The organism is Anaerolineae bacterium, from assembly GCA_025062375.1.
Lineage (GTDB): Bacteria > Chloroflexota > Anaerolineae > SpSt-600 > SpSt-600 > SpSt-600.
Genome location: JANXAG010000008.1, coordinates 24,614 through 46,432, shown reverse-complemented (window position 1 = coordinate 46,432; position 21,819 = coordinate 24,614). Strand labels below are relative to the sequence as shown.

General features: G+C 51.2%; 21 protein-coding genes. 20 read left to right on the top strand and 1 reads right to left on the bottom strand.

The genetic code is table 11. The features are described from left to right. Window positions 1–16: 16 nt before the first annotated feature. From NZ653_03845 to NZ653_03755, 19 genes are all read left to right on the top strand, one after another. Window positions 17–1,057 carry a bis-aminopropyl spermidine synthase family protein gene (locus tag NZ653_03845; GenBank protein MCS7286252.1) on the top strand — a complete coding sequence of 347 codons (1,041 nt, stop codon included), beginning with the start codon at window positions 17–19 and terminating at the stop codon, window positions 1,055–1,057. An 11-nt stretch (window positions 1,058–1,068) separates the two neighbouring features. Next, window positions 1,069–1,527: an arginine decarboxylase, pyruvoyl-dependent gene (locus NZ653_03840; GenBank protein ID MCS7286251.1), complete on the top strand. Its 459-nt coding sequence runs from the start codon at window positions 1,069–1,071 to the stop codon at window positions 1,525–1,527. A 25-nt stretch (window positions 1,528–1,552) separates the two neighbouring features. Then, complete coding sequence (locus NZ653_03835) at window positions 1,553–1,945, top strand: cytochrome c maturation protein CcmE (protein MCS7286250.1); 393 nt, start codon at window positions 1,553–1,555, stop codon at window positions 1,943–1,945. A gap of 11 nt (window positions 1,946–1,956) precedes the next feature. After that, window positions 1,957–3,855, top strand: a complete 1,899-nt coding sequence (ccsA, locus tag NZ653_03830) for a cytochrome c biogenesis protein CcsA (GenBank protein MCS7286249.1) — start codon at window positions 1,957–1,959, stop codon at window positions 3,853–3,855. A 3-nt stretch (window positions 3,856–3,858) separates the two neighbouring features. Beyond that, window positions 3,859–4,032, top strand: coding sequence for a zinc-ribbon domain-containing protein (locus NZ653_03825; protein MCS7286248.1), 174 nt, complete (start codon window positions 3,859–3,861; stop codon window positions 4,030–4,032). A gap of 1 nt (window position 4,033) precedes the next feature. Continuing rightward, window positions 4,034–4,981 (top strand): carboxypeptidase-like regulatory domain-containing protein, encoded by a 948-nt coding sequence (locus NZ653_03820; protein MCS7286247.1) that lies wholly within the window; start codon window positions 4,034–4,036, stop codon window positions 4,979–4,981. Window positions 4,982–5,196: 215 nt separating this feature from the next. Then, window positions 5,197–5,778 carry an indolepyruvate oxidoreductase subunit beta gene (locus NZ653_03815; GenBank protein MCS7286246.1) on the top strand — a complete coding sequence of 194 codons (582 nt, stop codon included), beginning with the start codon at window positions 5,197–5,199 and terminating at the stop codon, window positions 5,776–5,778. Window positions 5,779–5,788: 10 nt separating this feature from the next. Beyond that, the gene (locus tag NZ653_03810; protein ID MCS7286245.1) at window positions 5,789–8,284 is read left to right on the top strand and encodes a mannose-1-phosphate guanyltransferase; all 2,496 of its coding nucleotides are present in this window, start codon (window positions 5,789–5,791) and stop codon (window positions 8,282–8,284) included. 116 nt (window positions 8,285–8,400) lie between these two features. Further along, window positions 8,401–9,285, top strand: a complete 885-nt coding sequence (locus NZ653_03805; GenBank protein MCS7286244.1) for a DMT family transporter — start codon at window positions 8,401–8,403, stop codon at window positions 9,283–9,285. Then, entirely contained in the window at window positions 9,282–10,019 is a 738-nt protein-coding gene (locus tag NZ653_03800) for a pyrimidine 5'-nucleotidase (GenBank protein MCS7286243.1), read from the top strand. Before NZ653_03805 ends, NZ653_03800 begins: the two co-directional genes overlap by 4 nt. 1 nt (window position 10,020) lies before the next feature. After that, window positions 10,021–11,292: a nickel-dependent lactate racemase gene (gene larA / locus NZ653_03795; protein ID MCS7286242.1), complete on the top strand. Its 1,272-nt coding sequence runs from the start codon at window positions 10,021–10,023 to the stop codon at window positions 11,290–11,292. A gap of 39 nt (window positions 11,293–11,331) precedes the next feature. After that, complete coding sequence (locus NZ653_03790; GenBank protein ID MCS7286241.1) at window positions 11,332–11,823, top strand: hypothetical protein; 492 nt, start codon at window positions 11,332–11,334, stop codon at window positions 11,821–11,823. Window positions 11,824–11,873: 50 nt separating this feature from the next. Further along, window positions 11,874–13,106, top strand: coding sequence for a beta-ketoacyl-ACP synthase II (fabF, locus tag NZ653_03785; GenBank protein ID MCS7286240.1), 1,233 nt, complete (start codon window positions 11,874–11,876; stop codon window positions 13,104–13,106). Window positions 13,107–13,113: 7 nt separating this feature from the next. After that, complete coding sequence (locus tag NZ653_03780) at window positions 13,114–13,989, top strand: protein kinase (GenBank protein ID MCS7286239.1); 876 nt, start codon at window positions 13,114–13,116, stop codon at window positions 13,987–13,989. A gap of 30 nt (window positions 13,990–14,019) precedes the next feature. Beyond that, entirely contained in the window at window positions 14,020–14,784 is a 765-nt protein-coding gene (locus NZ653_03775) for a transaldolase family protein (GenBank protein MCS7286238.1), read from the top strand. Continuing rightward, entirely contained in the window at window positions 14,781–16,148 is a 1,368-nt protein-coding gene (gene selA, locus NZ653_03770; protein MCS7286237.1) for an L-seryl-tRNA(Sec) selenium transferase, read from the top strand. Before NZ653_03775 ends, selA begins: the two co-directional genes overlap by 4 nt. A 278-nt stretch (window positions 16,149–16,426) precedes the next feature. After that, the gene (locus tag NZ653_03765; GenBank protein MCS7286236.1) at window positions 16,427–17,128 is read left to right on the top strand and encodes a C4-type zinc ribbon domain-containing protein; all 702 of its coding nucleotides are present in this window, start codon (window positions 16,427–16,429) and stop codon (window positions 17,126–17,128) included. Between the two features lie 6 nt (window positions 17,129–17,134). Next, window positions 17,135–17,845 carry a ubiquinone/menaquinone biosynthesis methyltransferase gene (locus tag NZ653_03760; protein MCS7286235.1) on the top strand — a complete coding sequence of 237 codons (711 nt, stop codon included), beginning with the start codon at window positions 17,135–17,137 and terminating at the stop codon, window positions 17,843–17,845. Further along, window positions 17,838–18,713: a class I SAM-dependent methyltransferase gene (locus tag NZ653_03755; protein MCS7286234.1), complete on the top strand. Its 876-nt coding sequence runs from the start codon at window positions 17,838–17,840 to the stop codon at window positions 18,711–18,713. The genes NZ653_03760 and NZ653_03755 overlap by 8 nt, the downstream gene beginning before the upstream one ends. A 30-nt stretch (window positions 18,714–18,743) precedes the next feature. Here NZ653_03755 and NZ653_03750 read toward each other — a convergent pair whose 3' ends face one another. Then, window positions 18,744–19,826, bottom strand: coding sequence for an inositol-3-phosphate synthase (locus NZ653_03750; protein MCS7286233.1), 1,083 nt, complete (start codon window positions 19,824–19,826; stop codon window positions 18,744–18,746). Between the two features lie 289 nt (window positions 19,827–20,115). Between NZ653_03750 and NZ653_03745 the strand changes: the two genes are divergently transcribed. Continuing rightward, a complete protein-coding gene (locus tag NZ653_03745; GenBank protein MCS7286232.1) occupies window positions 20,116–21,633 on the top strand; it encodes an ABC transporter substrate-binding protein in 1,518 nt (505 codons plus the stop codon). Window positions 21,634–21,819: the final 186 nt, after the last annotated feature.

Genomic DNA, 21,819 nt, shown 5'->3' with positions numbered 1-21,819 from the left:
AGGGGGTAATTTTCCTATGGAACTTAGAGCTCTGGCCGAGAGGGTAGCCCATAAGTTCCCTGTAAGGGAGCGGGATTTCAGGCGTGCCTTTGAGGCCCTTCTCAGAACCGATGACCAGTGGGAAATTCTGGACCTGATGGATGTGCCTATTATGGCTTTCTGCGAAATGTGGAAGGTCATGGCTCAGGAAGGGCTCGTGGAGGTAAAGGATTCCTCCTTGAGGTTGACCGCTAAGGGCAGAGAGCTGGCCGCCTCTCTAAGCATAGCCCCTTCCCAAGAATTTGTCTGCCCTCGCTGTAAAGGAACAGGAATATCGGTAGAACTGATCAAAGACATAGCTGAGAGATTTCAAGCCATCGCCCAAAACCGCCCTAACGCTATAAGGGATTACGATCAGGGCTATGTCCTGGAGTACGTAACAGTAGCGAGGGTGGCTCTGATGTGGCAGAAGGGAGACCTGGCAGGCCTTGAGCTTTTAGTTCTGGGGGATGATGACCTGGTGAGCATCGCCGCCGCTTTGACCGGAGTGCCTAAGAGGGTAGCAGTTCTTGATATTGATGAAAGGCTCCTGGATTTTATCCAGAAGGTGTCGGATAGAGAGGGCCTCGGGATACAGGTTACAAAGCATGATCTACGCTATCCCCTCCCCGAAGAGCTCCAGGGAGCTTTTGACACTTTTATTACTGACCCGACGGAATCCCTGAAGGGGATGAAAGCTTTTCTGAGCCGCAGCCTTTCCTGCCTCAAAGGCCCTGGTAGTGCTGGTTACTTTGGCTTTACCCGGCGGGAGGCTTCTCTGAAGAAATGGAGAATCATCCAGGGCTTTCTCCTGGAAAAGGGCGCGGTTATAACCGATATTATTGACGACTTCAATGTTTACGCCAACTGGCCTTATATAGAATCAATGCGGGCCTGGGAGCACCTCCCTGTGCAGGTGTTACCCAGGAGGGAATGGTATAAATCGGCTCATTACCGAATAGAACTTCTGGAGAAACCAGGCCCGGACATTGAGGTTTTTCCCCTGGACCTTTACGATGAAGAAACGGCTACGGTGTGAAGGGAGGGGCCATGTTCGAACCAAGGTTTGCCTGCCTGGTGAGCGGAGCTTCAGAGGGAGAAACAGAACTCAATGCCTTCGACAATGCTCTTTTGGAAGCAGGAATAGGGGATATAAACCTGGTAAAGGTTTCCAGCATAATGCCTTCAGGTGTGGAAGTTGTGGAGAAACTTAACCCTTTGCCTAAAGGGGCTTTCCTCCCTGTGGTATATGCTGCGGTATCCTCCTGCACTCCAGGGGATATAATTTCGGCGGCGGTGGGATTTGGGCGGTGCGAGGACGGCTTTGGGGTGATTATGGAGGCCGGAGGGGTTGGACAGAGCGAGGAAGAGGTGCGAAAGGAAGTGGAAAATAAGGTTAAATTCGCTCTGGCTCGCAGGGGTCTGGAACTAAAAGAGCTCCGCGTGGTTTCAGTTTCCTGGAAGGTGAAGAACTGCGCTGCAGTGGTGGCAGCGTGCATCTTCTTTTGAAAGGCTCTGAAAAGAGGTAAGGGTCATGAACAGAAAACTGGTGGTCGGGATAATTCTCATAGCGGGGGCTTTACTTTATCTAGTGGCGACAGGGCTGGGAAGTTCTTCTGTTTATTACATAACAGTGGGCGAATTGAAGGCTAAAGCTCCCTCCATTTATGGAAAGACTGTGAGGGTGGCTGGGAAAGTGGTGGAAGGCTCTATCCAGTGGGACCCTCAAACCTTAACCCTCACCTTTGAAATTGCTGATGAAAGCGGTAAACTCCCGGTGATCTACCATGGGCCCCGCCCTGATATGCTTCGGGAAGGTGCCGAGGCCGTTGTGGAAGGGCGTTACACTCAAGAGGGAGTTTTTAAAGTCAATCCCAAAGGCCTGCTCCTCAAGTGCCCCTCAAGATATCAGGAGAAAAGTCCGTAAGGGGTCCAGTAATGGCCATCATTGGCTATGCTTCCGTCCAGCTGGCTTTAGTGGTGAGTCTTTATGCTGTTTTGAGTTTTCTGGTGGCTCGAGCCAGGGGCTACAGAGAGCTCAGGGAAAGTGCAAGGAGGGCCCTTCAGGCTACAACAATATTGGTTACCTTGGCTTCTTTTTCTCTCATATATCTTTTGCTGCGGCGTGATTTCACGGTGGAGTACGTGTTCCGCCACACCAGTACCACCCTTTCGCCCCTGTATGCTTTTTCAGCTTTCTGGGCTGGTCAGGAAGGTTCCCTTCTCCTTTGGTTATGGTTGCTCTCAATTTTCACTCTTCTGGTTTCCATTAACGGACGAAAGGATGAAGAGGCCGTTCAGGATTACGCCTTAGCCGTGCTGGCAGCGGTGGAAGCTTTCTTCACTCTGGTCATAGCTTTGCTGAGCAACCCTTTCTCCTTTTCTCCGCACCCTTTTTCCGAAGGGATGGGCCTCAACCCCCTTCTGGAAAACCTCAGCATGGTAGTCCACCCTCCAACGATTTTCGCTGGATACGCTGGTCTAACGGTTCCCTTTGCCTATGCTATCGCTTACCTTTTAGCTGGAAAACCCTTTGAGGAATTGGTGCGAAGGGTAAGGGTTTGGACTATTGTGGCCTGGGTTTTTCTGGGAGCCGGAATAATCATAGGGGGATGGTGGGCTTATATTGAGCTCGGCTGGGGAGGGTACTGGGCCTGGGATCCAGTGGAGAATTCTTCCCTCCTCCCCTGGCTCACTGCCACAGCTTTCCTGCACTCATCGGTGGTGACGGAAAGAAGGCATTATCTAAAAAATTGGAGTTTCTGGCTCATAACCCTGTCCTTCCTTCTCTGCTTTTTCGCCACTTTCGTAACTCGCTCAGGCTTTATCCAATCGGTCCATGCCTTTGCCGAGTCGCCTGTGGGCCTTTATTTCCTGGCTTTCATCGTTTTCTGGAGCCTCCTGGCCGGTGTAATTTTCTTTAAGCGTCGGACAAGTCTTTCGGACAAAAGGGTGGAAGGCCACTGGCTTTCCCGGGACACGGCCTTTTATCTCCTGAACTGGCTCTTTTTAGGAGAAGCATTGATGCTTTTTCTGGGAATTGTTTTCCCTGCCCTTGTTCTCCTCTTCCAGGGCCGCGAGGCCAACGTGGGTATTTCCTTTTACCACCAGACTTTCATGCCCCTGGTTGCTTTGACGCTGCTCATCATGGGCTTTTGCGCTGGGCTCAGCTGGCAAGCGACGTTCACTGGATCATGGTTTCGCCGATTTGTTTTCCCCACCGCTGGGGCTTTCCTTGGGTTCGCAGTACCTTTCCTGTTGGGAGAAAGAGACCTGTTTCCCCTTCTTAGCTGGGGGGTAGTAGGTTTTTCTGGAGCCGGCGTAGCTCGAGAGCTTTTCCGAGGGTTCTGGGAGTTCTGGCGCAAGCGCCGGTTTATCCCACGCCCCTACGGTGGCTACCTTGCCCACGCGGGGATAATCCTTCTGGCTCTTGGGGTTGCAGGTTCGTCCTTCTATAAAACCGACGTCCTGGTTTCCCTGAAGCCAGGAGAGACGGTGGAGGTTGGTGGTTATACTTTGAAGTATGTAAACTTCCAGCATCAGAGCCTTCCCGATAAAGAACGTTTCCAGGCCAGAGTGGAGGTTTACAGCCACCATCGTCTCTTAGGAGAAGTCCGCCCAGAGAAGAATTTCCACTACCATGTTGAACAATGGGTGAGTGAGATAGGTCTGAGAAGCACTCCAGCTGAAGACCTTTACATAATCCTGGCTGGTCTTGAGGAGGACGGCACGGCAACTTTTCAAGTGGAAATAAATCCTGGAGTTTTCTGGATATGGGTTGGGGGAGGGTTGTTAATCCTCGGAGCTGTTCTTTCCCTCTGGCCCAGGGGAGGCTGAAAAATGGAAAGGGTAGCAGTTGTGGCACTGGCTTTGGGAGTTCTGCTCTGGGTTACCTGGCCTCTTATAAAAGGGATGAAGGGCGAAAAGAGGCTTTGCCCGTCCTGCGGAACTCCATATAGACCTGATGATAAATACTGCTCCCGATGTGGCCGTAAGCTTGTGAAAGAAGGGTAAAATGAAAAGAATCGCTTTCTTTCTCTTTCTGAGCGGATTCCTGGTTGTATCTCTGGCTTTAGCCCAAGGCTCCGGCACGGTGGAAGGAGACGTGACCAATGGCTCCCGGGAGGGCAAACCAGTCCCTGGCATAACGGTTACCCTTCATGTCTTTGATTCCCGGGGGATAGGGAAAGCTTCGTTCACTACCGTCACAGATCAGGAAGGCCGTTTTTCCTTCAAAGGTTTGGATACCAATAAGGGCTTGTTTTATGTAACCGCGGTAAACTTTGAGGGTATAGTCTACCGGAGCCCAGCACTTTCCTTCACCGAAGGGCAGCAGAAGCTTCACCTACCAGTTCTGGTTTATGAAGCCACTGAAAGGGACACGGACGTTTCTATTCAAAAAGCCCACTTTATCTTCAACGTGGATCTGGATGCAGGGATTGTCCTGGTTATGGAGATGTACCTTGTAGCTAACAATGGCTTGAAAACCCTGGCAGCTGGGGAGGAGGGAAGCCTTCGCTTCCCATTGCCCTCAGGGGTTCAGGACTTTAGCTCTGATACCCTCAGGTTTGAGGCTGGAAAAGCCATTTATACTTTACCGGTTTATCCTGGTCCCATGCCTCAGCCCATAGTCTTGGAATACTCTTTACCCGTTCAGGGCGATTTCTTTGAAGTGCGGCGTCCTGTCTTATACCCTGTGGAAAGCTACAATATACTCGTGACTGATGTAGGCCTTTCAGTGGAAGTTGTGGGAGCCCGTATGGCTGGCAGGATCAGGCGGGAAGGGAAGGAGTTTCTCAATTATAGCGGAGAGAAGCTTCCTAAAAATGGGGAAATCTCCGTAAAATTTGCAGGCTTTACCAAGGCAAAGCGGATTGGGGACTTTGGGGGAACTGCGGCCATTGTATTTGCGGTAGCCCTGGCGCTTTTGGGTTTGCTTCTGCTTTATATCCGCAAAAGATAATCCTCCAATTGCCCTTTGAAGATTACTCGACCTCTATGTGAACTTAAGCTGTTGCCAACGAGTGAAAAAAACTACATCAATTCCCCTGAGGGTTTGGTTGAAATAGCGCACTACCTCTACAGCTAACAATCTCCTGGTGCGAAGGCTTCTTGCGTTTGCCTTCTGTGCATGTTAAAATTGAATTGAGCTAATCCAGTTTCTGGAGGGAGACCTTCATGGCGCCCCTGAATTTTGTTTTGGTGGGAGTGGGAGGCCAGGGAACAATCCTGGCCAGCGATATCCTAACCGAAGTAGGCCTCAGAGCAGGCTACGATGCCAAGAAAGCTGAAGTCCACGGTATGGCTCAGAGAGGCGGAAGTGTTATTACGCACATTCGCTGGGGTGAAAAGGTTTATTCACCCCTTATTGGAAAGGGAGAAGCACATTTTCTATTGGCTCTGGAAAAGCTTGAGGCCCTTCGCTACGTTGAATTCCTCCGGCCAGGGGGCACTGCTCTCGTAAATGACCATGCTATACCCCCAGTGGCTGTCAACATTGGAGCCATATCTTATCCCGATGATGAGAGGATTAAAAACACCCTTTCTCAGGTAGCAGGGAGAATCCTTTTTATCCCTGCTTTGCGGAAGGCCGAAGAGCTTGGGGACGCCAGAGTTACTAACATTATCCTGCTGGGAGCCCTTTCATCTTTACTGGACGTTCCTGAAGAAGTGTGGCAGAAAGTTCTGGAGAGGCGTGTACCTCAGCGGTACCTTGAACTTAACCTTAAAGCGTTCCAAGAGGGCCGGAAATTGATTTAAAGGAGGGATCGTGAAAGCTGTAGTTATGGCTGGAGGAGCAGGTTCAAGATTGCGCCCCCTTACCATGGGGCGGCCAAAACCTATGGTTCCCCTGGTCAACAAGCCTGTTATGGCCCATATCCTTGACTTGCTAAAGCGCCACAATTTGACCCGCATTGCTGCAACTCTCCAATATATGGCTAAAGATATCCAGGATTACTTCGGCGATGGAAGCGCTTTTGAGGTTGAGTTAATATACTTTATAGAAGATGAACCCTTAGGGACAGCAGGGAGCGTTAAGAACGCTCAGCCTTTCCTGGACGAACCGTTTGTGGTGATAAGCGGCGATGCGGTGACGGATATAGATCTAAGTTCCCTCATTAACTTTCACCGGGAAAAAGGTGCTCTGGTCACCATCGCCCTTTACCGTGTTCCCAACCCCTTGGAATACGGTGTGGTCATAACCGATGAAGAAGGCCGCATAATCCAATTTCTGGAAAAGCCAGGCTGGGCCGAGGTCATATCCGATTGGGTGAACACCGGAATCTACGTTTTAGAACCGGAAGTTCTGGATTACATACCCCCAGGCCAGCCCTTTGATTTCAGCAAAGACCTGTTCCCAGTGCTCCTCAAGAAAAAAGCCCCTATGTTTGGTTATATGGCTTCAGGCTACTGGTGCGATGTGGGAAACATCCAGGAATACGTGAGAGCCTCCTTTGATTTCTTACAGGGGAAAGTAAATCTTCCCGACCCCGGTATCAGAATTGGGCCAGGAATCTGGGCTGGGGAAGGAGTGGAAATAGCCCCCGATGCCAAGATATACGGCCCCGTATATCTGGGGACTGAGGTTAAGGTGAAGGGAGGAGTTGTAATTCAGGGACCTGCTGTTGTCAGGGATTACTCCGTAATAGATAATAGGGCATTCCTGGAGCGAAGCATAATTTGGCGCAACTGTTATATAGGAGAGGGGGCTGAAATAAGAGGTGCTGTTATTGGAAGGCAGTGCACGATAAAAGCTAATGTGGCTATTTTTGAAGGGGCAGTCCTGGGCGATAATTGCCTTGTGGAAAGGGATGCGGTCATCCACCCCAAAGTGAGGCTATGGCCTGGGAAGGAAGTGGAGGCAGGAGCTACAGTTAAAAGCACTGTAATATGGGGTGGGCAGGTAAGACGCACCCTGTTCGGAAGATATGGGATAACGGGTGTCGTTAACGTTGATTTAACCCCAGAATTTGCCTCTAAATTGGGGGCTGCTTATGGTGCAACTCTTCCCAAAGGCTCCACTGTTACCATAAATCGCGACCCCCACCGCAGCCCCAGGATGATAAAGAGGGCCATAATCTCAGGGTTGCCTTCCGCTGGCATTAACGTCCTGGATCTAAGGACGGTCCCCATCCCGGTAGCACGGTACTACACGCGCATAACTCACGCCGCCGGTGGAATTCATGTGCGCCTATCTCCTTACGACCAGAGGGTTGTGGATATAAAGTTCTTCGATCACCGGGGCCTTGACCTTTCAAGGTCTGAAGCTCGCAATGTGGAGCGCACTTTCTTCCAGGAGGATTTCCGCCGGGCCTATCTAAATGAAATCGGATTTATTGAATATGCCCCTGATGCTGTGGAGCGCTACAAGGCCAATTTCTTGGCTGCTCTTAACCTTGAAGCTATAAGAGCTGGAGCCTTCCGCATCGTGGTGGATTATGCCAATTCTCCCAATGCTCTGGTCTTGCCCGAGATCCTCAATGAACTCAAAGTCAATGCCGTAACCCTTAACGCCAGCCTGGACGAAAACAAGCTTGCTATCCTCAGGGAAGAGTTTGAAGCCGCCCTGGAGCAGCTTCGCTCTATATGTTCTGCAGTAAAAGCTGACCTTGGAGTCAGGCTTGAAGTAGGAGGGGAAAAGCTTTTCGTGGTAGATGACAAAGGCCGGCTCATTCCCGATCCTGTATTCGCTGCAGCCATGGTGGAACTGGCTTTCAGAGTTTGGGGGCCAGGAAAAGTGGCTGTTCCTGTAAATCTGCCCCTGGTCTTTGAAAAGATCGCCTCCCGCTACGGAGGAGAAGTCATCCGCACAAAGGTTGACCTTGGACATCTTATGGAGACAGCGGACAAGGAGAAAGTGATAATTGCTGCCGATGGCACAGGCAACATCATTCTCCCTCGCTTCCACCCCGCTCCCGACGCTCTTTTTACCCTGGCCACTCTTCTGGAATTCCTTGCGCTTCAGAAAGTAAAACTTTCGGAGGTGATAGACTCAATCCCCTCCTTCCACCTTATGCATCGCGAAGTCTCATGCTCCTGGGAATCCAAAGGCCAGGTTATGCGGCTTTTGAACGAGCAATACAAGGACGCTCCTCACGATAACATTGACGGTATCAGGATATGGCTTGGGGAAGAAACCTGGGTTCTGATCCATCCCGATCCTGATAGACCCTCCTTCCATGTCTACTCAGAGGCTGGATCCCGTGCTGAAGCCAATAATCTGGCCGAAAAATACGCTCGCATAATTGAAGGTTTCAGAGAATAACGAAGCCTGTTCGGGCGCAAAGGGGCCTGAAGTTGAAGCATAAACTCCCTAAATTTTTCCTTTTCCCAGCGGTGAAATTTGTGCCCTTTTTTTCATTTTCCCAAAAGGAGGATTCAATGAAAGCAGCATATCTTGGCCTCTTAGTAGGCATTATCTCCGTATCCTTTGCTTCCATTTTCATACGCTTAGCTGATGCCCCTGCCCTGGTAATTGGGGCTTATAGGCTTACTATCGCTTCCTTAGTCCTTACCCCTGTGGTCTGGTCCAAAGTGCGGGATGAGCTTCTTTCCCTTTCCCGCAGAGATCTGGGTCTGGCAATCCTTTCCGGACTTTTCCTCGGGGCGCACTTTGCCACCTGGATTGCTTCCCTTGAATACACTTCAGTAGCAGCATCAGTGGTTCTGGTAAGCACTTCCCCTCTCTTTGTAGGCATCGCCTCCCACTTTCTTTATGGAGAAAGGTTATCCCCATTGAAGATTGCAGGAATATTTTTAGCCATGTTGGGAGCCAGCATAATAGGCGCAGGGGGCTTAGAGGTAAGCCTCGGAGCCCTCTGGGGAGATATCCTTGCCCTTCTGGGAGCGGTGGCGGTCTCGGGGTATTTCCTTATTGGCAAAGCTCTGCGGCGCCGCTTATCCATCCTTGCTTACATTTATCCTACTTACTGCACGGCAGCTGCTTCTTTGATTTTAGCCTCCATAATAGCCCGCCACCCCTTCACCGGTTACAGCCTCCGCACATATCTTATGTTTTTACTGCTGGCCCTCGTCCCTCAGATTCTGGGCCATTCCTCCTTCAACTGGGCTCTCCGTTACCTTTCTTCAACCCTAGTTACCGTTGCCACTCTGGGAGAACCTGTTGGTGCTACCCTCTTGGCTTACTTCATACTCCGGGAGACGCCTTTGCCTCTGGAGTTAATCGGAGGTATAATTGTCTTAACAGGAATATTCATTGTGAGCCGACAGGAAGAGCCAATCGTGCAAGAGGTAACAGCTAAATGATAAAAATCATCGCCTTTGACCTGGATGAAACTCTGTACCCTACCGATACCAGATTAATGGAAGCCATAAACGAACGCATAAAGCTTTACATGGTCCAGAGGCTGGGGTTTGACCCTTTAGAGGTGGACCAGATAAGGCAAAGATACTATGCCCACTATGGGACGAGCCTCCGGGGTCTCATGGTAGAGTATGGCATAGACCCCGACGATTTTTTGCACTTTGTGCATGATGTTCCACTGGAGCGCTACCTTTCTCCCAACAACCAGCCCCTTCGTAGGGTTCTCTCGCGCATTCCCCTGGAAAAAGTTATTTTCACTAACGCTTCCCGGGAACACGCTTTGAAGGTGTTAAATTACCTTGGGCTTGCAGAGCACTTTTCCCGCATTGTAGACATAAGGGATTTGAATTTTTTCTGCAAGCCTCATCCGGAAGCCTACAGGCTCTTCCTAGAAATAGTTGGGGCGAAAGGGGAGGAGTGCATCCTGGTAGACGATACCCCAAGGAATTTAGTGGCGGCCAAGGCCTTTGGTATAATCACTGTATTGGTGAATGGGGAACCGCAGGAAGGCATAGATTTTGTGATAAAAGACCTGGTGGAGATTGAAAGGGTGGTGAAGGAAATCACCGCAACCGCGGACCAGGTCAGGGTGTTGAAAATTCAAGAACAAAGCGGCCCCGCAAGGAAAGGGGGAAACAGGTCGGAAGAACAAAATTCGGGCAAAGTGGGAGGCTGAAATGCAGGTTTATAGCTATTACGAAGGCAAACGTCTGGAATATGAGCTTCCTGAAGGGTGGAACCTTTTAGCAATGAGCGAGCCCCGGGAAGCCCCACCTCTTGAAAACCTGGCTTCCGAAGTGGTGAAATCAGTGGAGAACCCCATTGGTTGTCCGCCCTTATCGGAAATGGTTAAGGGGCTTGGGAAAGGCAAAGTGGTGATTCTCAGTGAGGATCAGACCAGGCCAACGCGAACCGGCCTTATAATCCTTCCACTGCTTGAACACCTCAATGAACTTGGAGTATCGGATGACCAGGTAGAAATAATCGTGGCCCTGGGTACCCACCGCAAAATCAAGGAAGAGGAGCTTCGGGAAAAGCTGGGAGAGGAAATTCTGAAGAGGGTTAAGGTCTCACTGCATGATCCCGACGATCCCAACGGCTTGGTTTTCATGGGGACCACGAGCCGCGGCACGCCGTGCTGGATCAACAAGTCTTTTGCTGAGGCTGCCCTCAAGTTAGGGGTTGGAACCATTAACCCCCATTACTTTGCCGGCTATAGCGGCGGGCCTAAGATAATTCTACCGGGTATAAGCGGGAGGGAAACCATCAGGCGCAATCACGTCCTTATCCGGCATGAAGGCACGGTGCAGGGCCAGAGGGAAGGTAATGTTATCTGGGAAGACATGCTGGAGACAGCCCGCATCGCCGGGCTTAACATGAAGATAGATGTGCTCCTTAATACTGAGCAGGAGATACATCGCCTCTATGCGGGGGATGTAGCTGAGGCCCAGAAAGCAGCCATTGAGGGGTTCCTCAAAGTTTACGGTGTTCCCGTACCATCCCAGGCCGATATTACCATCACTTCCAGTTATCCTTTGGAAATAGACCTTATCCAATCGGGCAAAGCCATCCTTCTGGCGGATCTGGTCACAAAGCCCGGAGGAACGATCCTGGTTCTTTCGGCTTGCAAAGATGGAGCCGGCCCTTTGATGTATGAAACCCTGAGCCAGAAGCCCACTCCTGAGCAAGTGGTGGACTGGATTGCCGAAGGCAAAGCTTCTCCCACGGGCGGTCCTATGGCTTCAAGGCTCCGCCGGCTCCTTCAGACCAAAAATCTCTATCTGGTAACAGGGGGTTTAACTCCACAGCAGCTGGCCGATATGGAAATGGGATGGTTTCCTGGAATTGAAGAAGCTCTGACTACTCTGAAGGACAGGTACATCAGAGCCGATGTTCTGGTACTTCCCGTGGGTGGTGCTTCTTTCCCCTATTTGGAGAAAGTCGCTTAAAAGTTCGGCCGGCTTCCCAGCCAAGGGGGAGGTTAATCGTTGCTTTGCTGGTATGCTCTATACACTAAGCCCTTCAAGGAGTTCCAGGTGGCGGAAATCCTTGAAGGGAAAGGGGTGGAGGTTTTTCTCCCCACTATCCGGGTCTGGAGAGCCCGCCTGCGCCGTGAAAAAGAAGAGCCTTTCTTCCCTTGCTACCTTTTTGCTCGCTTAGACGTTGAAAGGATGGGGCCCTCAGTTCTCCAGTGGACCCCAGGACTTAAAAGGGTGGTCGGTTTTGACGGCCACTGGACCGTGGTGCCGGAAGAGGTTATAGAGTACATTAAAATCCGAATTCAGGAAATAAAGGAAAAGGGCTATGGAGGGATAATGCCTGGGGAGAGAGTGCGGATAGTGAAAGGGCCTCTGAAGGGGCTGGAAGCCGTATTTGAGACTCCTCTCCCTGCCTCCAAACGGGTCCGAATTTTGCTGGAATTTTTGGGCACCCTCCGCCGTTGCGAGATTCCAGGCGATTGGGTGGAGAGAGTGCGTTAAATTCCTTTAAAATGGGGGTACCTCAAGCCCCCGGATGAAGGAGGTATTTTATGCGCCGCGTGGTCATTACAGGCCTTGGGGCCGTAACTCCTATTGGTAATGATGTGGAAACCTTCTGGAAAAACCTCGTTGCCGGTGTCTCCGGCGTTGATTTTATAAAAACCTTTGATACTACAGGCCTCAAGGTTAAATTTGGAGCCGAGGTCAAGGATTTCCGCCCAGAAGATTATATGGACTATAAGACAATAAAGCGTTCCAGCCGCAGTTCACAATTCGCCGTCGCTGCCGCTATCCAGGCTCTGAGGGACGCCCGATACGATATAACCCCAGAAAACGCCGAAAGGGTGGGGGTTGTGATAAATACCGGAGCAGGGGGAGTGGCTGAGGTTTTTACCGAAGGAGTAAAGTTCATTGAGAAAGGCCCCCGCTCTGTTAATCCCCTTTTCGTGCCCATAATAATGCCCAACGCTCCATCTTGCCTTGTTTCCCTCGTTACCGGAGCCAAAGGCCCTGTCCTCACCAGCGCTTTGGCCTGCGCCAGTGGCAACTATGCTTTTGTGGAAGCAATGCATTTTATCCAAAGGGGTGAAGCCGATGTAGTTATTGCTGGAGGGACTGAGTCAACCAATGTGCCTCTCGCTCTTGCTGCCTTTGAAAGGATGGGAGCTCTGGCTGATTCCGACAACCCTGTCAGAGCCTGCAGACCCTTTGACAAAAACCGCTGTGGGATGGTATATGGTGAGGGAGCTGCCGTGATGATTCTGGAAAGTGAGGAGCACGCTTTGAAAAGGGGTGCTAAAATCTACGCCGAGTTCCTTGGGGGAGCTCTTACAGGTGAAGCTTACCACATAACGGCTCCTGATCCTGAAGGCGATGGGGCGGCCAGAGCTATGAAGCTCGCCCTTGAGTTCACTGGACTAAAACCTGAAGACATAGATGTTATCTTTGCTCACGGAACCGGCACACCCCTTAACGATGTTTCCGAAACCAAAGCCATCAAAAGGGTATTTGGCGAGCACGCTTATCGTCTGGCTATAACTGCCACTAAATCAATGGTGGGGCACCTTTTAGGGGCGGCTGGAGCCATTTCCTCCTTAGCTGCAGTTTTATCCATAAGGGATGGCGTGGTCCCTCCTACCATAAACCTGGAAGAGCCGGACCCCGAGTGCGATCTGGATTATGTCCCCAACGTGGCCAGGAAAATGGAAGTAAGAAAAGCTATGGTTAACGCTTTCGGCTTCGGTGGTCAGAACGTAGCGGTAATTTTCGGCAAATATCAGTAAAAATCCCATGGAAAACCTCCGGCTCCTTTCCATAAGGAAAGAACTTAGGGCCTTCACTTTATGGATAGCTCAGGACTCTTCAGGCAGGAAGTTTTACTGCTTTCGCCTTCGCCCTGCCCTCTCTGCCGATCCGGAGGTGAGGGCAAGCCTGGCCAGGAGCCTTGCTCCTTTCCAGGGGATATATTCCCCGTCCATCGCCCGGTTTTATGGGATCCAGGGAACGGAGGACTTCCGAGTTCTTTACGAATACGATGAAGGCTTTTTCCTGTCCGAGGTCCTGGCTTCAAAGGGGAAATTAACTCTAACGGAGGCCTTAGAATTAAGTGTAAAAATAAGCGAGGGCCTTGCAGAGCTTCACAAAGCTGGACAGGTTACCGGTGGCCTTTCTCCCGATGATATCCTTCTTACGCGAGAGGGAGGGGTCAAGATACTGGGGATAGGCTTAACCCAAGCCATTTATCAGTTAGGTTTACCTTACAGGATATGGCTTGATCCTCTATGGATAGCACCGGAGATGCACGTGGGGAGGCCGCTAACTCCGGGCGCTGACGTTTATTCCATAGGCCTTCTGCTGCAGAAGATGGTTGCAGGTCCCTACCCTGCGGCCGAAAGGATTGCGTTTGGTTCCCCGAGGCTGGAGGAGATTATAAGAATATGCCTTTCTCCCGAACCCCACGGCCGTTACCGAAATGCCCATCAGGTCAAAATGCTCCTCTCGGAGGAGCTCAGGTTAATCAAGGAGGAAAAAGAGCTTAAAGCTGTGGAAGAAGAGGAAGTTTTTGACTGGGTAGCTCTTTTTCTTGGGGCCATAGCCCTTCTGGCAGTGGTGGGGGTGGTTATACTGTGGACTATAGTCTATTACCGCTATGCAGGGCTTTTGTGATTTTGCTTAAATCTCTGGGGGGAGGGAAAAATGGAGATCTTCCTTGACACGGCCAAAATAGATGAAATCCGCCACGCTGCAGAACTGGGGATAATAACCGGTGTCACCACAAACCCAACTCTAATGATGCGAGCCGGAACTGCTGACTACAAAGCCGTGGTGCAGGAAATATGCTACATAGTCCAGGGCCATATTAGCGCCGAAGTCACCTCTTTGAAAGCTGAAGAGATGGTAGAGCAGGCAAAGGAAATAGCCTGCTGGTCACCTTACGTCGCCGTTAAAATTCCGGTATGTGAGGAAGGCCTTAAAGCGATAAGCCAGTTGGCCTCGCTGGAAGAAAAAGATCTGGAGTCTATCGCGGGAAAGGTATGCTCTGGGTGCCCATGGCTGGGGAAGTGCTATACACCCCTGGAGGAAGCGAGGAATATAATAATGACCTGGGGGATACGCACCAACGCAACCCTGGTCTTTTCGGCCAATCAGGGACTCTTGGCAGCCATAGCCGGTGCTTCCTATGTCTCACCTTTCATTGGAAGACTTGATGATGCCGGCCATGAGGGAATGATAGTAGTTTCAGAACTGGCGGAAATCTTTGAAAGGTACGGGTTTGAAACATCCATAATCGCTGCTTCCATACGGCATCCTCGCCACATTACTGAGGCGGCTCTGGCCGGAGCCGATATCGCCACTGTTCCCTACGATGTCCTTATGAGAGCCATCCAGCACCATTTCACTGATGTTGGCATAAAGCGATTCATGGAGGACTGGGAGAAGGTTAAGGGTGTAAGACCATGAACGAGGAACTACGAAGGCTCCCAAGTGTGGATGAACTTTTAAGGAGCGAACTTCTTTCCCCCCTTATTGAAGAATACAGTCGGGAGCTGGTGGTAGAAGCAGCCAGGGAAGCGGTAGATAGAGCTCGCAGGCGGATTCTCGCCGGGGAGAAGTGCCCTCCCTCTGAAGAAATAGCCGGCGAGGCGAAGAACATCTTTCTGAAAACCATCTCCCCCTCCCTCTACCCCCTTATTAATGCCACCGGTGTTATCATTCACACCAACCTGGGGCGAGCGCCGTTAAGCGTTGAAGCCAGAGCTGCTATGGAAGCAGTGGCTCGGGGGTATTGCAATCTGGAATTTGACCTTGAAGAGGGACGCCGTGGCTCTCGTTACGTTCACGCTGAAAACCTGCTTACGCGTCTAACGGGAGCAGAAGCTGCTCTTGTGGTGAACAACAACGCTGGAGCAGTGCTGCTTGTCCTTTCGGCTCTGGCCAGAGGCAGAGAGGTTATAATATCCCGGAGCCAGCTGGTGGAAATTGGGGGTGGCTTCCGCATCCCTGATGTTATGCGTCAGAGTGGAGCAATTCTTATAGAAGTAGGCACCACCAACCGCACATACCTTCGGGACTATGAGGAAGCCATAACCGAAAACACCGCCCTTATTCTCAGGGCGCATCGCTCCAATTTCCGCATCACCGGCTTTATCCATGACGTCCCTCTGAGCGAGCTGGCCGATCTGGCCCACCGCCGTGGGCTCTGGCTTATGGATGATCTCGGAAGTGGGGCGCTGTTGGACACCTCTCGCTACGGTTTAACCCACGAGCCCATGGTTCAGGAAAGCGTAGCGGCCGGAGCTGATGTGGTTTGCTTCAGCGGGGATAAACTCTTAGGTGGCCCTCAAGCTGGAATAATCGTAGGACGAAAGGAAATAATTGAACGCCTCAAGAAATTTCCCCTTACCAGGGCTCTGAGGGTTGACAAAATAACCCTCGCAGGTCTTCAAGCCACCCTTCTCCATTACCTCAAAGGGGAGGCTGAGCAGAAGGTTCCTGTCTGGCGCATGATATCGGCAGACCTGGCGGGACTTAAACGGAGGGCGCAACGCTGGGCCAGGCGACTGCGGGAATTTGGTTTCAGGGCTGAGGTCATAGAGGGTCAGTCAGCGATTGGGGGAGGGAGCTTGCCCGGTGATACTCTTCCCACCTGGCTTCTGGCCCTGCGGGTACCCTCACCAGCCGCCGCAGCTCGTGCTCTACGGAGCTATAAACCTCCCATAATTGTGCGGATAGAGGAGGACCTGGTTCTCTTTGACCCCCGCACGGTTCTTCCGGAGGAGGAAGAAATACTACTGCGGGGAATTAGAACAGCTCTCGTCCCTTAAGGAGTGAAGTCGGAATCTCAAGGCTCCGTTTTCCGAAGCGTTCAAAATAGTCGCCAAAATTTATCAACGGTGAAATCCGGGCTTTTGGCCAGAGCAGTCTGCGGTGACTATTCAGGCCCTTTGAGCTTTTCAGTTTGAGCAAAACATGGTATAATCCTCAAAAAATGGGAAGAAGGAAATGGAAGCGAAGCATTTAGAAGCAGGGGCAAAAAGTCAAGAACAGGGGCCTGGTGCTTGGAGGCATCAGGCCTTCTTCTTTTAAAAGAGGGGGTGAAGTTATGAACAGGGTTACCCTTCTCTTTCAGCTTCAGAGCGTTGAGGCTGAAATAGCTGAAAAGGGGATGCAGATAGCAGCGATAAACAAAAAGCTGGAGGAAGACCTGGCCCTGAAAGCCCACAGAGCTAAGCTGGAAAGCCTCAAAGCGCGCTGCGAGGAAAACAGGATAACCCTCAGGGATATAGAGCTGAGCTTGAGAGGGCTGGAGGAAAAGCTCAAAGAGGCTAAGAAAAAACTTTACAGCGGGCAGGTCCGCAGCCCCAAGGAGCTTATGAACCTGGAAAAGGAAGTTCAGGCAATGGAGGGAACTTACTCCCGGATGGAAGAGCGGTATCTGGAACTGATGGAAGAGTTGGAGAGAGAAAACGAGGAGCTGAAAGATTTAGAGAGAAAACTCAAAGAGATGGAAGAAGCCTGGCACAGAGAGAGCGAACTCCTGCGTCAGGAAAAAGCCAGGTTGGAAAAAGCTCTGGAAAGGCTCCATCGGGAGCGAGAAACTATCCTTCTAACAATTCCTCCTGAAGATTTGCGTTTATATGAACAGCTCCGCAACCGTAAAGGGCCAAGGGTTGTAGTCCAGCTCAAAGGCCTTACATGCCAGGGATGTGGGATAACCATCCCGACAGTGGTGGCGCAGGAGGCACGCTCTGGAAGCAAGCTAGTTATGTGTCCTCACTGCGGTCGTATACTTTTCCCGATGTAGAAGCAAATGCGAACTCCCAAGGCTCTCTTTGTCCGTTCCATGTTCTCCCGCATAGCCCCGTACTATGATCTTATGAATCGCCTCATAAGCTTAACTCTGGATCAGAAATGGCGGCAGGAAATGGCCTTGTGGGCGCCCGATTCGGGATTGGTTCTGGATTTAGCAGCAGGAACTGGAGATTCTACCCTGGCTTTCTTAGAAGTGAAAAGAGGTGCAAAGGCTGTTGCTCTGGATTTTTGTGAAGAAATGCTAAGAAGAGCTTCCCCCAAGCTCAGGAAGTTCAGCGGAAAGTTTTCCTTAGTCCAGGGCGATGCTTTGGAGTTACCTTTCGCCCCCTCATCTTTTGATGGGGTAATATCGGCTTTCGCTATGAGGAATCTGAGCGACTTAAGGGTAGCTCTGGGGGAAATCCTTAGAGTCCTCAAGCCCGGAAGCCCCTTTATCTGTCTGGAAATCACCCTGCCCCCAAAGCCCCTTCGTCCTGCCTTTGACCTTTACTTTGGCAGGTTTGTCCCTCTCATGGGTAAACTCATAGCTCACAATCCGGAAGCTTACGAATACCTGCCTTTCTCGGTGGCAAATTTCATTTCTCCCGATGGATTCGCTCGTCTGATGGAGGAGGTGGGCTTCGTTCACGTTAGTTTCCGGAGGCTCTTTCCCGGTGCTGTAGTGTTGCACCGGGGCTTTAAACCTTCAGGGAGCATAAACCTTGGATGAAAAACATGTGCGGCTCGGTCATCCCAGTTACGTATGGCGGACAGGACAGGAAAGAAGGCTCCAGCTAATTTTGCACTATGCCCCTGTTGAAGGGAAAAAGGTGCTGGACATAGGCTGCGGCATCGGTTTATACCTCGGGAAGTTAAAGGAGCACGGGGCAATAACCTTTGGGATAGATGTAGATGAAGAGAAGATAGCCGAGGCCTCCGTTCAATTCCACAACCTTGCAGTTGCTCTGGCAGAGTGCCTGCCTTTCCGGTCTGAAGCCTTTGACGTCGTTCTTTTGCACGAAGTGCTGGAACACGTGGAAGATGATGCAAAAGCTGTTGAAGAGGCGATAAGGGTCCTGCGTCCCGGTGGCAAGGTGGTGGTGTTCGCCCCCAACAGGCTTTACCCTTTTGAAACTCACGGTATTTTTCTGGGCAAAAGGTATTTCTTCGGCAATATACCCCTGGTAAACTATATGCCCAATTTTCTGCGCCAGCGGCTTTGTCCTCACGTAAGAGCATATACTTCTGGGGGGTTGAAAAAGCTCTTTGAAGGACATCCTGTGCGTTTTGTAATCCATACCCGCATTTATCCTGGCTATGACAGAATTGCTTTGCGGCGGCCTTCCCTGGCTAAATGGCTGAAGCGCATAACTTACGCGCTGGAGAGAGGCCCTCTGAACGCTTTCGGGCTCTCCCATTTTTTGGTGGCGGAGAAAGCGGTTAATTCCGAACCCTGCGGCCGGGAAAGACCACCCGGGAGATTGCCTCGCCGCCTTCAAGGGGCGCGCTCAAAAATTTCCGAACTTCTGTGCAGAACCCTGCGGACCCCAGGGTTTGCTTTCCTTTTTAGAAAAGCGAAAAGCCGGAGGTCGCTTTGAAACCTCCGGCCTTGGAGTTTCAGGAAATGCCTAAATACCCTTGCCCTGGATGAAATCTTCCACCATCTGTTTGGCCACTTCATCCGGGTACTGGACGGGAGGGGATTTCATAAAGTAAGCTGATGGGCCTATGAGGGCACCCTTCAATCCTCTATCCAGGGCAATCTTAGCGCATCTTACTGCATCAATTATTACCCCGGCAGAGTTGGGAGAATCCCAGACCTCAAGCTTAAGCTCCAAATTCAAGGGCAAATCTCCGAAAGTCCTCCCTTCAATTCTTATATAGCACCACTTACGGTCAGCCAGCCAGGGGATGTAATCGCTTGGAGAAATGTGGATATTCTCTGGTGGAATTTCGTAATCCAGCAGGCTGGTTACGGCGCTGGTTTTGGAGATTTTTTTGGACTCAAGCCGTTCTCTTTCCAGCATGTTAAGAAAGTCTGTGTTGCCACCAAAGTTTAGCTGATAGGTGCGTTCAATTTTGACTCCTCGGTCCCGGAACAGTTTGGTGAGGACTCTGTGCACGATGGTAGCTCCGACCTGGGATTTGACGTCATCGCCGATGAGGGGAAGGCCTCTCTCTTCAAAACGCTTGCGCCAGTATTCTTCCCGCGCAATGAAAACCGGGATGCCGTTCACGAAAGCGCATCCTGCGTCCAAGATTTGTTCCACATACCACTTGGTGGCCATCTCGCTCCCCACCGGGAGGAAATTAACCACCACATCAGTTCCCGTATCCTTTAGAATTTTGACTATATCGGCTGTGGAACCAGGAGCTTTAGTTATCACTTGTTTGAGGTAACGGCCAAGGCCGTCATGGGTCATTCCCCGATGCACAGGCACTCCCAGATAAGGGACATCGGCAAATTTGGCCGTATTGTTGGGGTAGGTGAAGATGGCCTCCGATAGGTCTTTGCCTACCTTGTTTACATCAATATCAAAAGCTGCGCTGAACTCTATATCTCCGACGTGATAGCCCCCCATGTTAACATGCATGAGGCCCGGGACCAGGGCATCATCCGGGACATTGCGGTAGTAATACACTCCCTGCACGAGGGCGGAGGCACAGTTTCCAACCCCAATGATGGCCACTCTCACTTTTTTCCTACCCATTTTGGCTCCTCCTTTGAAAGGCCTTGTGGGTTTAAACATTACCACAAAGGGGGAAAGAAAGCAAATGCACTCCCTTGTAAGTTCCATTTCTGAGCGGGGTCGCGGAAGGCTTGTTTTGACATGGAAGCCCATTCTCTGTATAATATTGGCCGCCACCGACCATGTGGCGGTGAGCAGGGGGAAAAGTTTTTTAGGATTCTTTAACCGCCCGGATTAGTGATTAACCGGGACGGAGAAAATCTCCTCCTGCGTAGCCTCCCGGTGGTAATTTCACAAACGGAGGTGTAACATGAGAAAGGGTATGCTTATAGCAACCCTATTCTTGATTCTGGCCGTTTCCTGTGCCCGTCCTGCTGAAACTCCTCAGGCCAAGCCCGTAAGGGGTGGAACTTTAGTGGTGGCTATCTCCGCCAATCCTGATGGCCTTGACCCTCACAAAACTGTGGCTGCTGTCACCTTTGAAGTGGTTAAAAACCTCTACGATACTCTGGTAGAAAGCGATACCCTGGGGAACATTGTGCCTGGCCTTGCAGAAAAATGGGAAGCATCCCCCGATGGCCTCCGCTGGACCTTCTACCTCCGCAAAGGTGTCAAATTCCACAACGGGCGGGAAATGACTTCGGCCGATGTAAAGGCTTCCTTCGAGCGCATCCTCAATCCTGAGACCAAGGCTCCGAGAGCCAGGGATTACGCCGTTATCCAGAACATTGAAACTCCAGATAATTACACCGTCGTCTTCCATTTGAAGGAGCCTCAGGCTGCTTTTCTCTCCAACCTGGCCTACGGTTGGGCATCCATTGTCCCGGTGGAGGAGAAGGACCTGCGGAATCGCCCTGTCGGCACTGGGCCTTTCCGTTTTGTGGAGTGGGTGCCCGATAGTCACATAAAGCTGGAACGCTTCCCTGATTATTTCATCAAGGGACAGCCATACCTGGATACGGTGATCTTCAAGATAATGCCTGACCCAGCCGCCAAGCTGGCTGCCCTCAAAGCTGGCGAAGTAGACGTGGTGGATCAGGTTCCTCCTCAGGAAGTGGAGGAGCTCAAGAAGAACCCTGAAATAAAGCTGGTCCAGGCTCCTTCCAACGGGATTTACATAATGGCTCTTAACAATGCTCGCCCACCCTTTGATAAAAAGGAAGTTCGCCAGGCTATTTCTTACGCGGTGGATAAAAGAGGGGTAATTGAGGCTGCCCAGTGGGGCCAGGGGGCTCCCATAGGAAGCCACATGCCTCCTGTAAGCCCGTTCTACGTAGACCTGACCGATAAATATCCATACAATCCAGATAAAGCTCGTGAGCTTCTGGCTCAAGCTGGTTACGGCGAAGGTTTTGAAGTCACCCTCATAATGCCTCAGCCTTATGACTTCCACATCCGCAACTGCGAAGTCATCGCCGATTACCTTAAGAAAATAGGGATTAAGGTTAAACTGGAAACTTACGAGTGGGGCACGTGGCTGGAGAAAGTCTACAAAGGGCGCGATTATCAGGCTACCTGTATAGGCCATACTGGTAGACTTGACCCCGACCCCTTCCTCAACCGCTACGTGAGCGATTCCAAGGAAAATTACATGAACTACAATAACCCCCGCTACGATGAGATCATGCGCCAGGCGGCTGTCATTACCGACTTCCAGAAACGAAAAGAGCTTTACGCCGAAGCTCAGCGCCTCCTGGCTGAAGATGCGGTAGCCTTATACCTCATGGCCCCCCTCTGGACGGTCGGGATGAGGAAAGAGGTGGAGGGGTGGAAGATTTACCCGGTAGACATCTTTGACCTGCGCACCGTCTACAAGACTTCCGGGTAGCGCTCGCCAATCGAACTTACCCCGGCCCTGCCCTATAAAGGGTGGGGTCGGGGGTAAACTCCAGCGGTTAATCCCCATAGCAAGTTTATGGGAGGCCTTATTTTCCTGGCTTCAGCCAGGAGCGCGATGGACCTTTTTCGCCTGAAGTTTATTCTATCCGGAGAAGAGGGTGGGGTAAAATTTGAG

Excerpts from the sequence above, each read along its gene's own strand:
- selA (MCS7286237.1), top strand. The coding sequence starts at position 14,781 with ATGAACGAGGAACTACGAAGGCTCCCAAGTGTGGATGAACTTTTAAGG.
- NZ653_03745 (MCS7286232.1), top strand. The coding sequence starts at position 20,116 with ATGAGAAAGGGTATGCTTATAGCAACCCTATTCTTGATTCTGGCCGTT.
- NZ653_03800 (MCS7286243.1), top strand. The coding sequence starts at position 9,282 with ATGATAAAAATCATCGCCTTTGACCTGGATGAAACTCTGTACCCTACC.
- larA (MCS7286242.1), top strand. The coding sequence starts at position 10,021 with ATGCAGGTTTATAGCTATTACGAAGGCAAACGTCTGGAATATGAGCTT.
- NZ653_03765 (MCS7286236.1), top strand. The coding sequence starts at position 16,427 with ATGAACAGGGTTACCCTTCTCTTTCAGCTTCAGAGCGTTGAGGCTGAA.
- NZ653_03815 (MCS7286246.1), top strand. The coding sequence starts at position 5,197 with ATGGCGCCCCTGAATTTTGTTTTGGTGGGAGTGGGAGGCCAGGGAACA.
- NZ653_03835 (MCS7286250.1), top strand. The coding sequence starts at position 1,553 with ATGAACAGAAAACTGGTGGTCGGGATAATTCTCATAGCGGGGGCTTTA.
- NZ653_03845 (MCS7286252.1), top strand. The coding sequence starts at position 17 with ATGGAACTTAGAGCTCTGGCCGAGAGGGTAGCCCATAAGTTCCCTGTA.
- NZ653_03820 (MCS7286247.1), top strand. The coding sequence starts at position 4,034 with ATGAAAAGAATCGCTTTCTTTCTCTTTCTGAGCGGATTCCTGGTTGTA.
- NZ653_03825 (MCS7286248.1), top strand. The coding sequence starts at position 3,859 with ATGGAAAGGGTAGCAGTTGTGGCACTGGCTTTGGGAGTTCTGCTCTGG.
- NZ653_03750 (MCS7286233.1), bottom strand. The coding sequence starts at position 19,826 with ATGGGTAGGAAAAAAGTGAGAGTGGCCATCATTGGGGTTGGAAACTGT.
- NZ653_03775 (MCS7286238.1), top strand. The coding sequence starts at position 14,020 with ATGGAGATCTTCCTTGACACGGCCAAAATAGATGAAATCCGCCACGCT.
- NZ653_03840 (MCS7286251.1), top strand. The coding sequence starts at position 1,069 with ATGTTCGAACCAAGGTTTGCCTGCCTGGTGAGCGGAGCTTCAGAGGGA.
- NZ653_03760 (MCS7286235.1), top strand. The coding sequence starts at position 17,135 with ATGCGAACTCCCAAGGCTCTCTTTGTCCGTTCCATGTTCTCCCGCATA.
- fabF (MCS7286240.1), top strand. The coding sequence starts at position 11,874 with ATGCGCCGCGTGGTCATTACAGGCCTTGGGGCCGTAACTCCTATTGGT.
- ccsA (MCS7286249.1), top strand. The coding sequence starts at position 1,957 with ATGGCCATCATTGGCTATGCTTCCGTCCAGCTGGCTTTAGTGGTGAGT.
- NZ653_03780 (MCS7286239.1), top strand. The coding sequence starts at position 13,114 with ATGGAAAACCTCCGGCTCCTTTCCATAAGGAAAGAACTTAGGGCCTTC.
- NZ653_03805 (MCS7286244.1), top strand. The coding sequence starts at position 8,401 with ATGAAAGCAGCATATCTTGGCCTCTTAGTAGGCATTATCTCCGTATCC.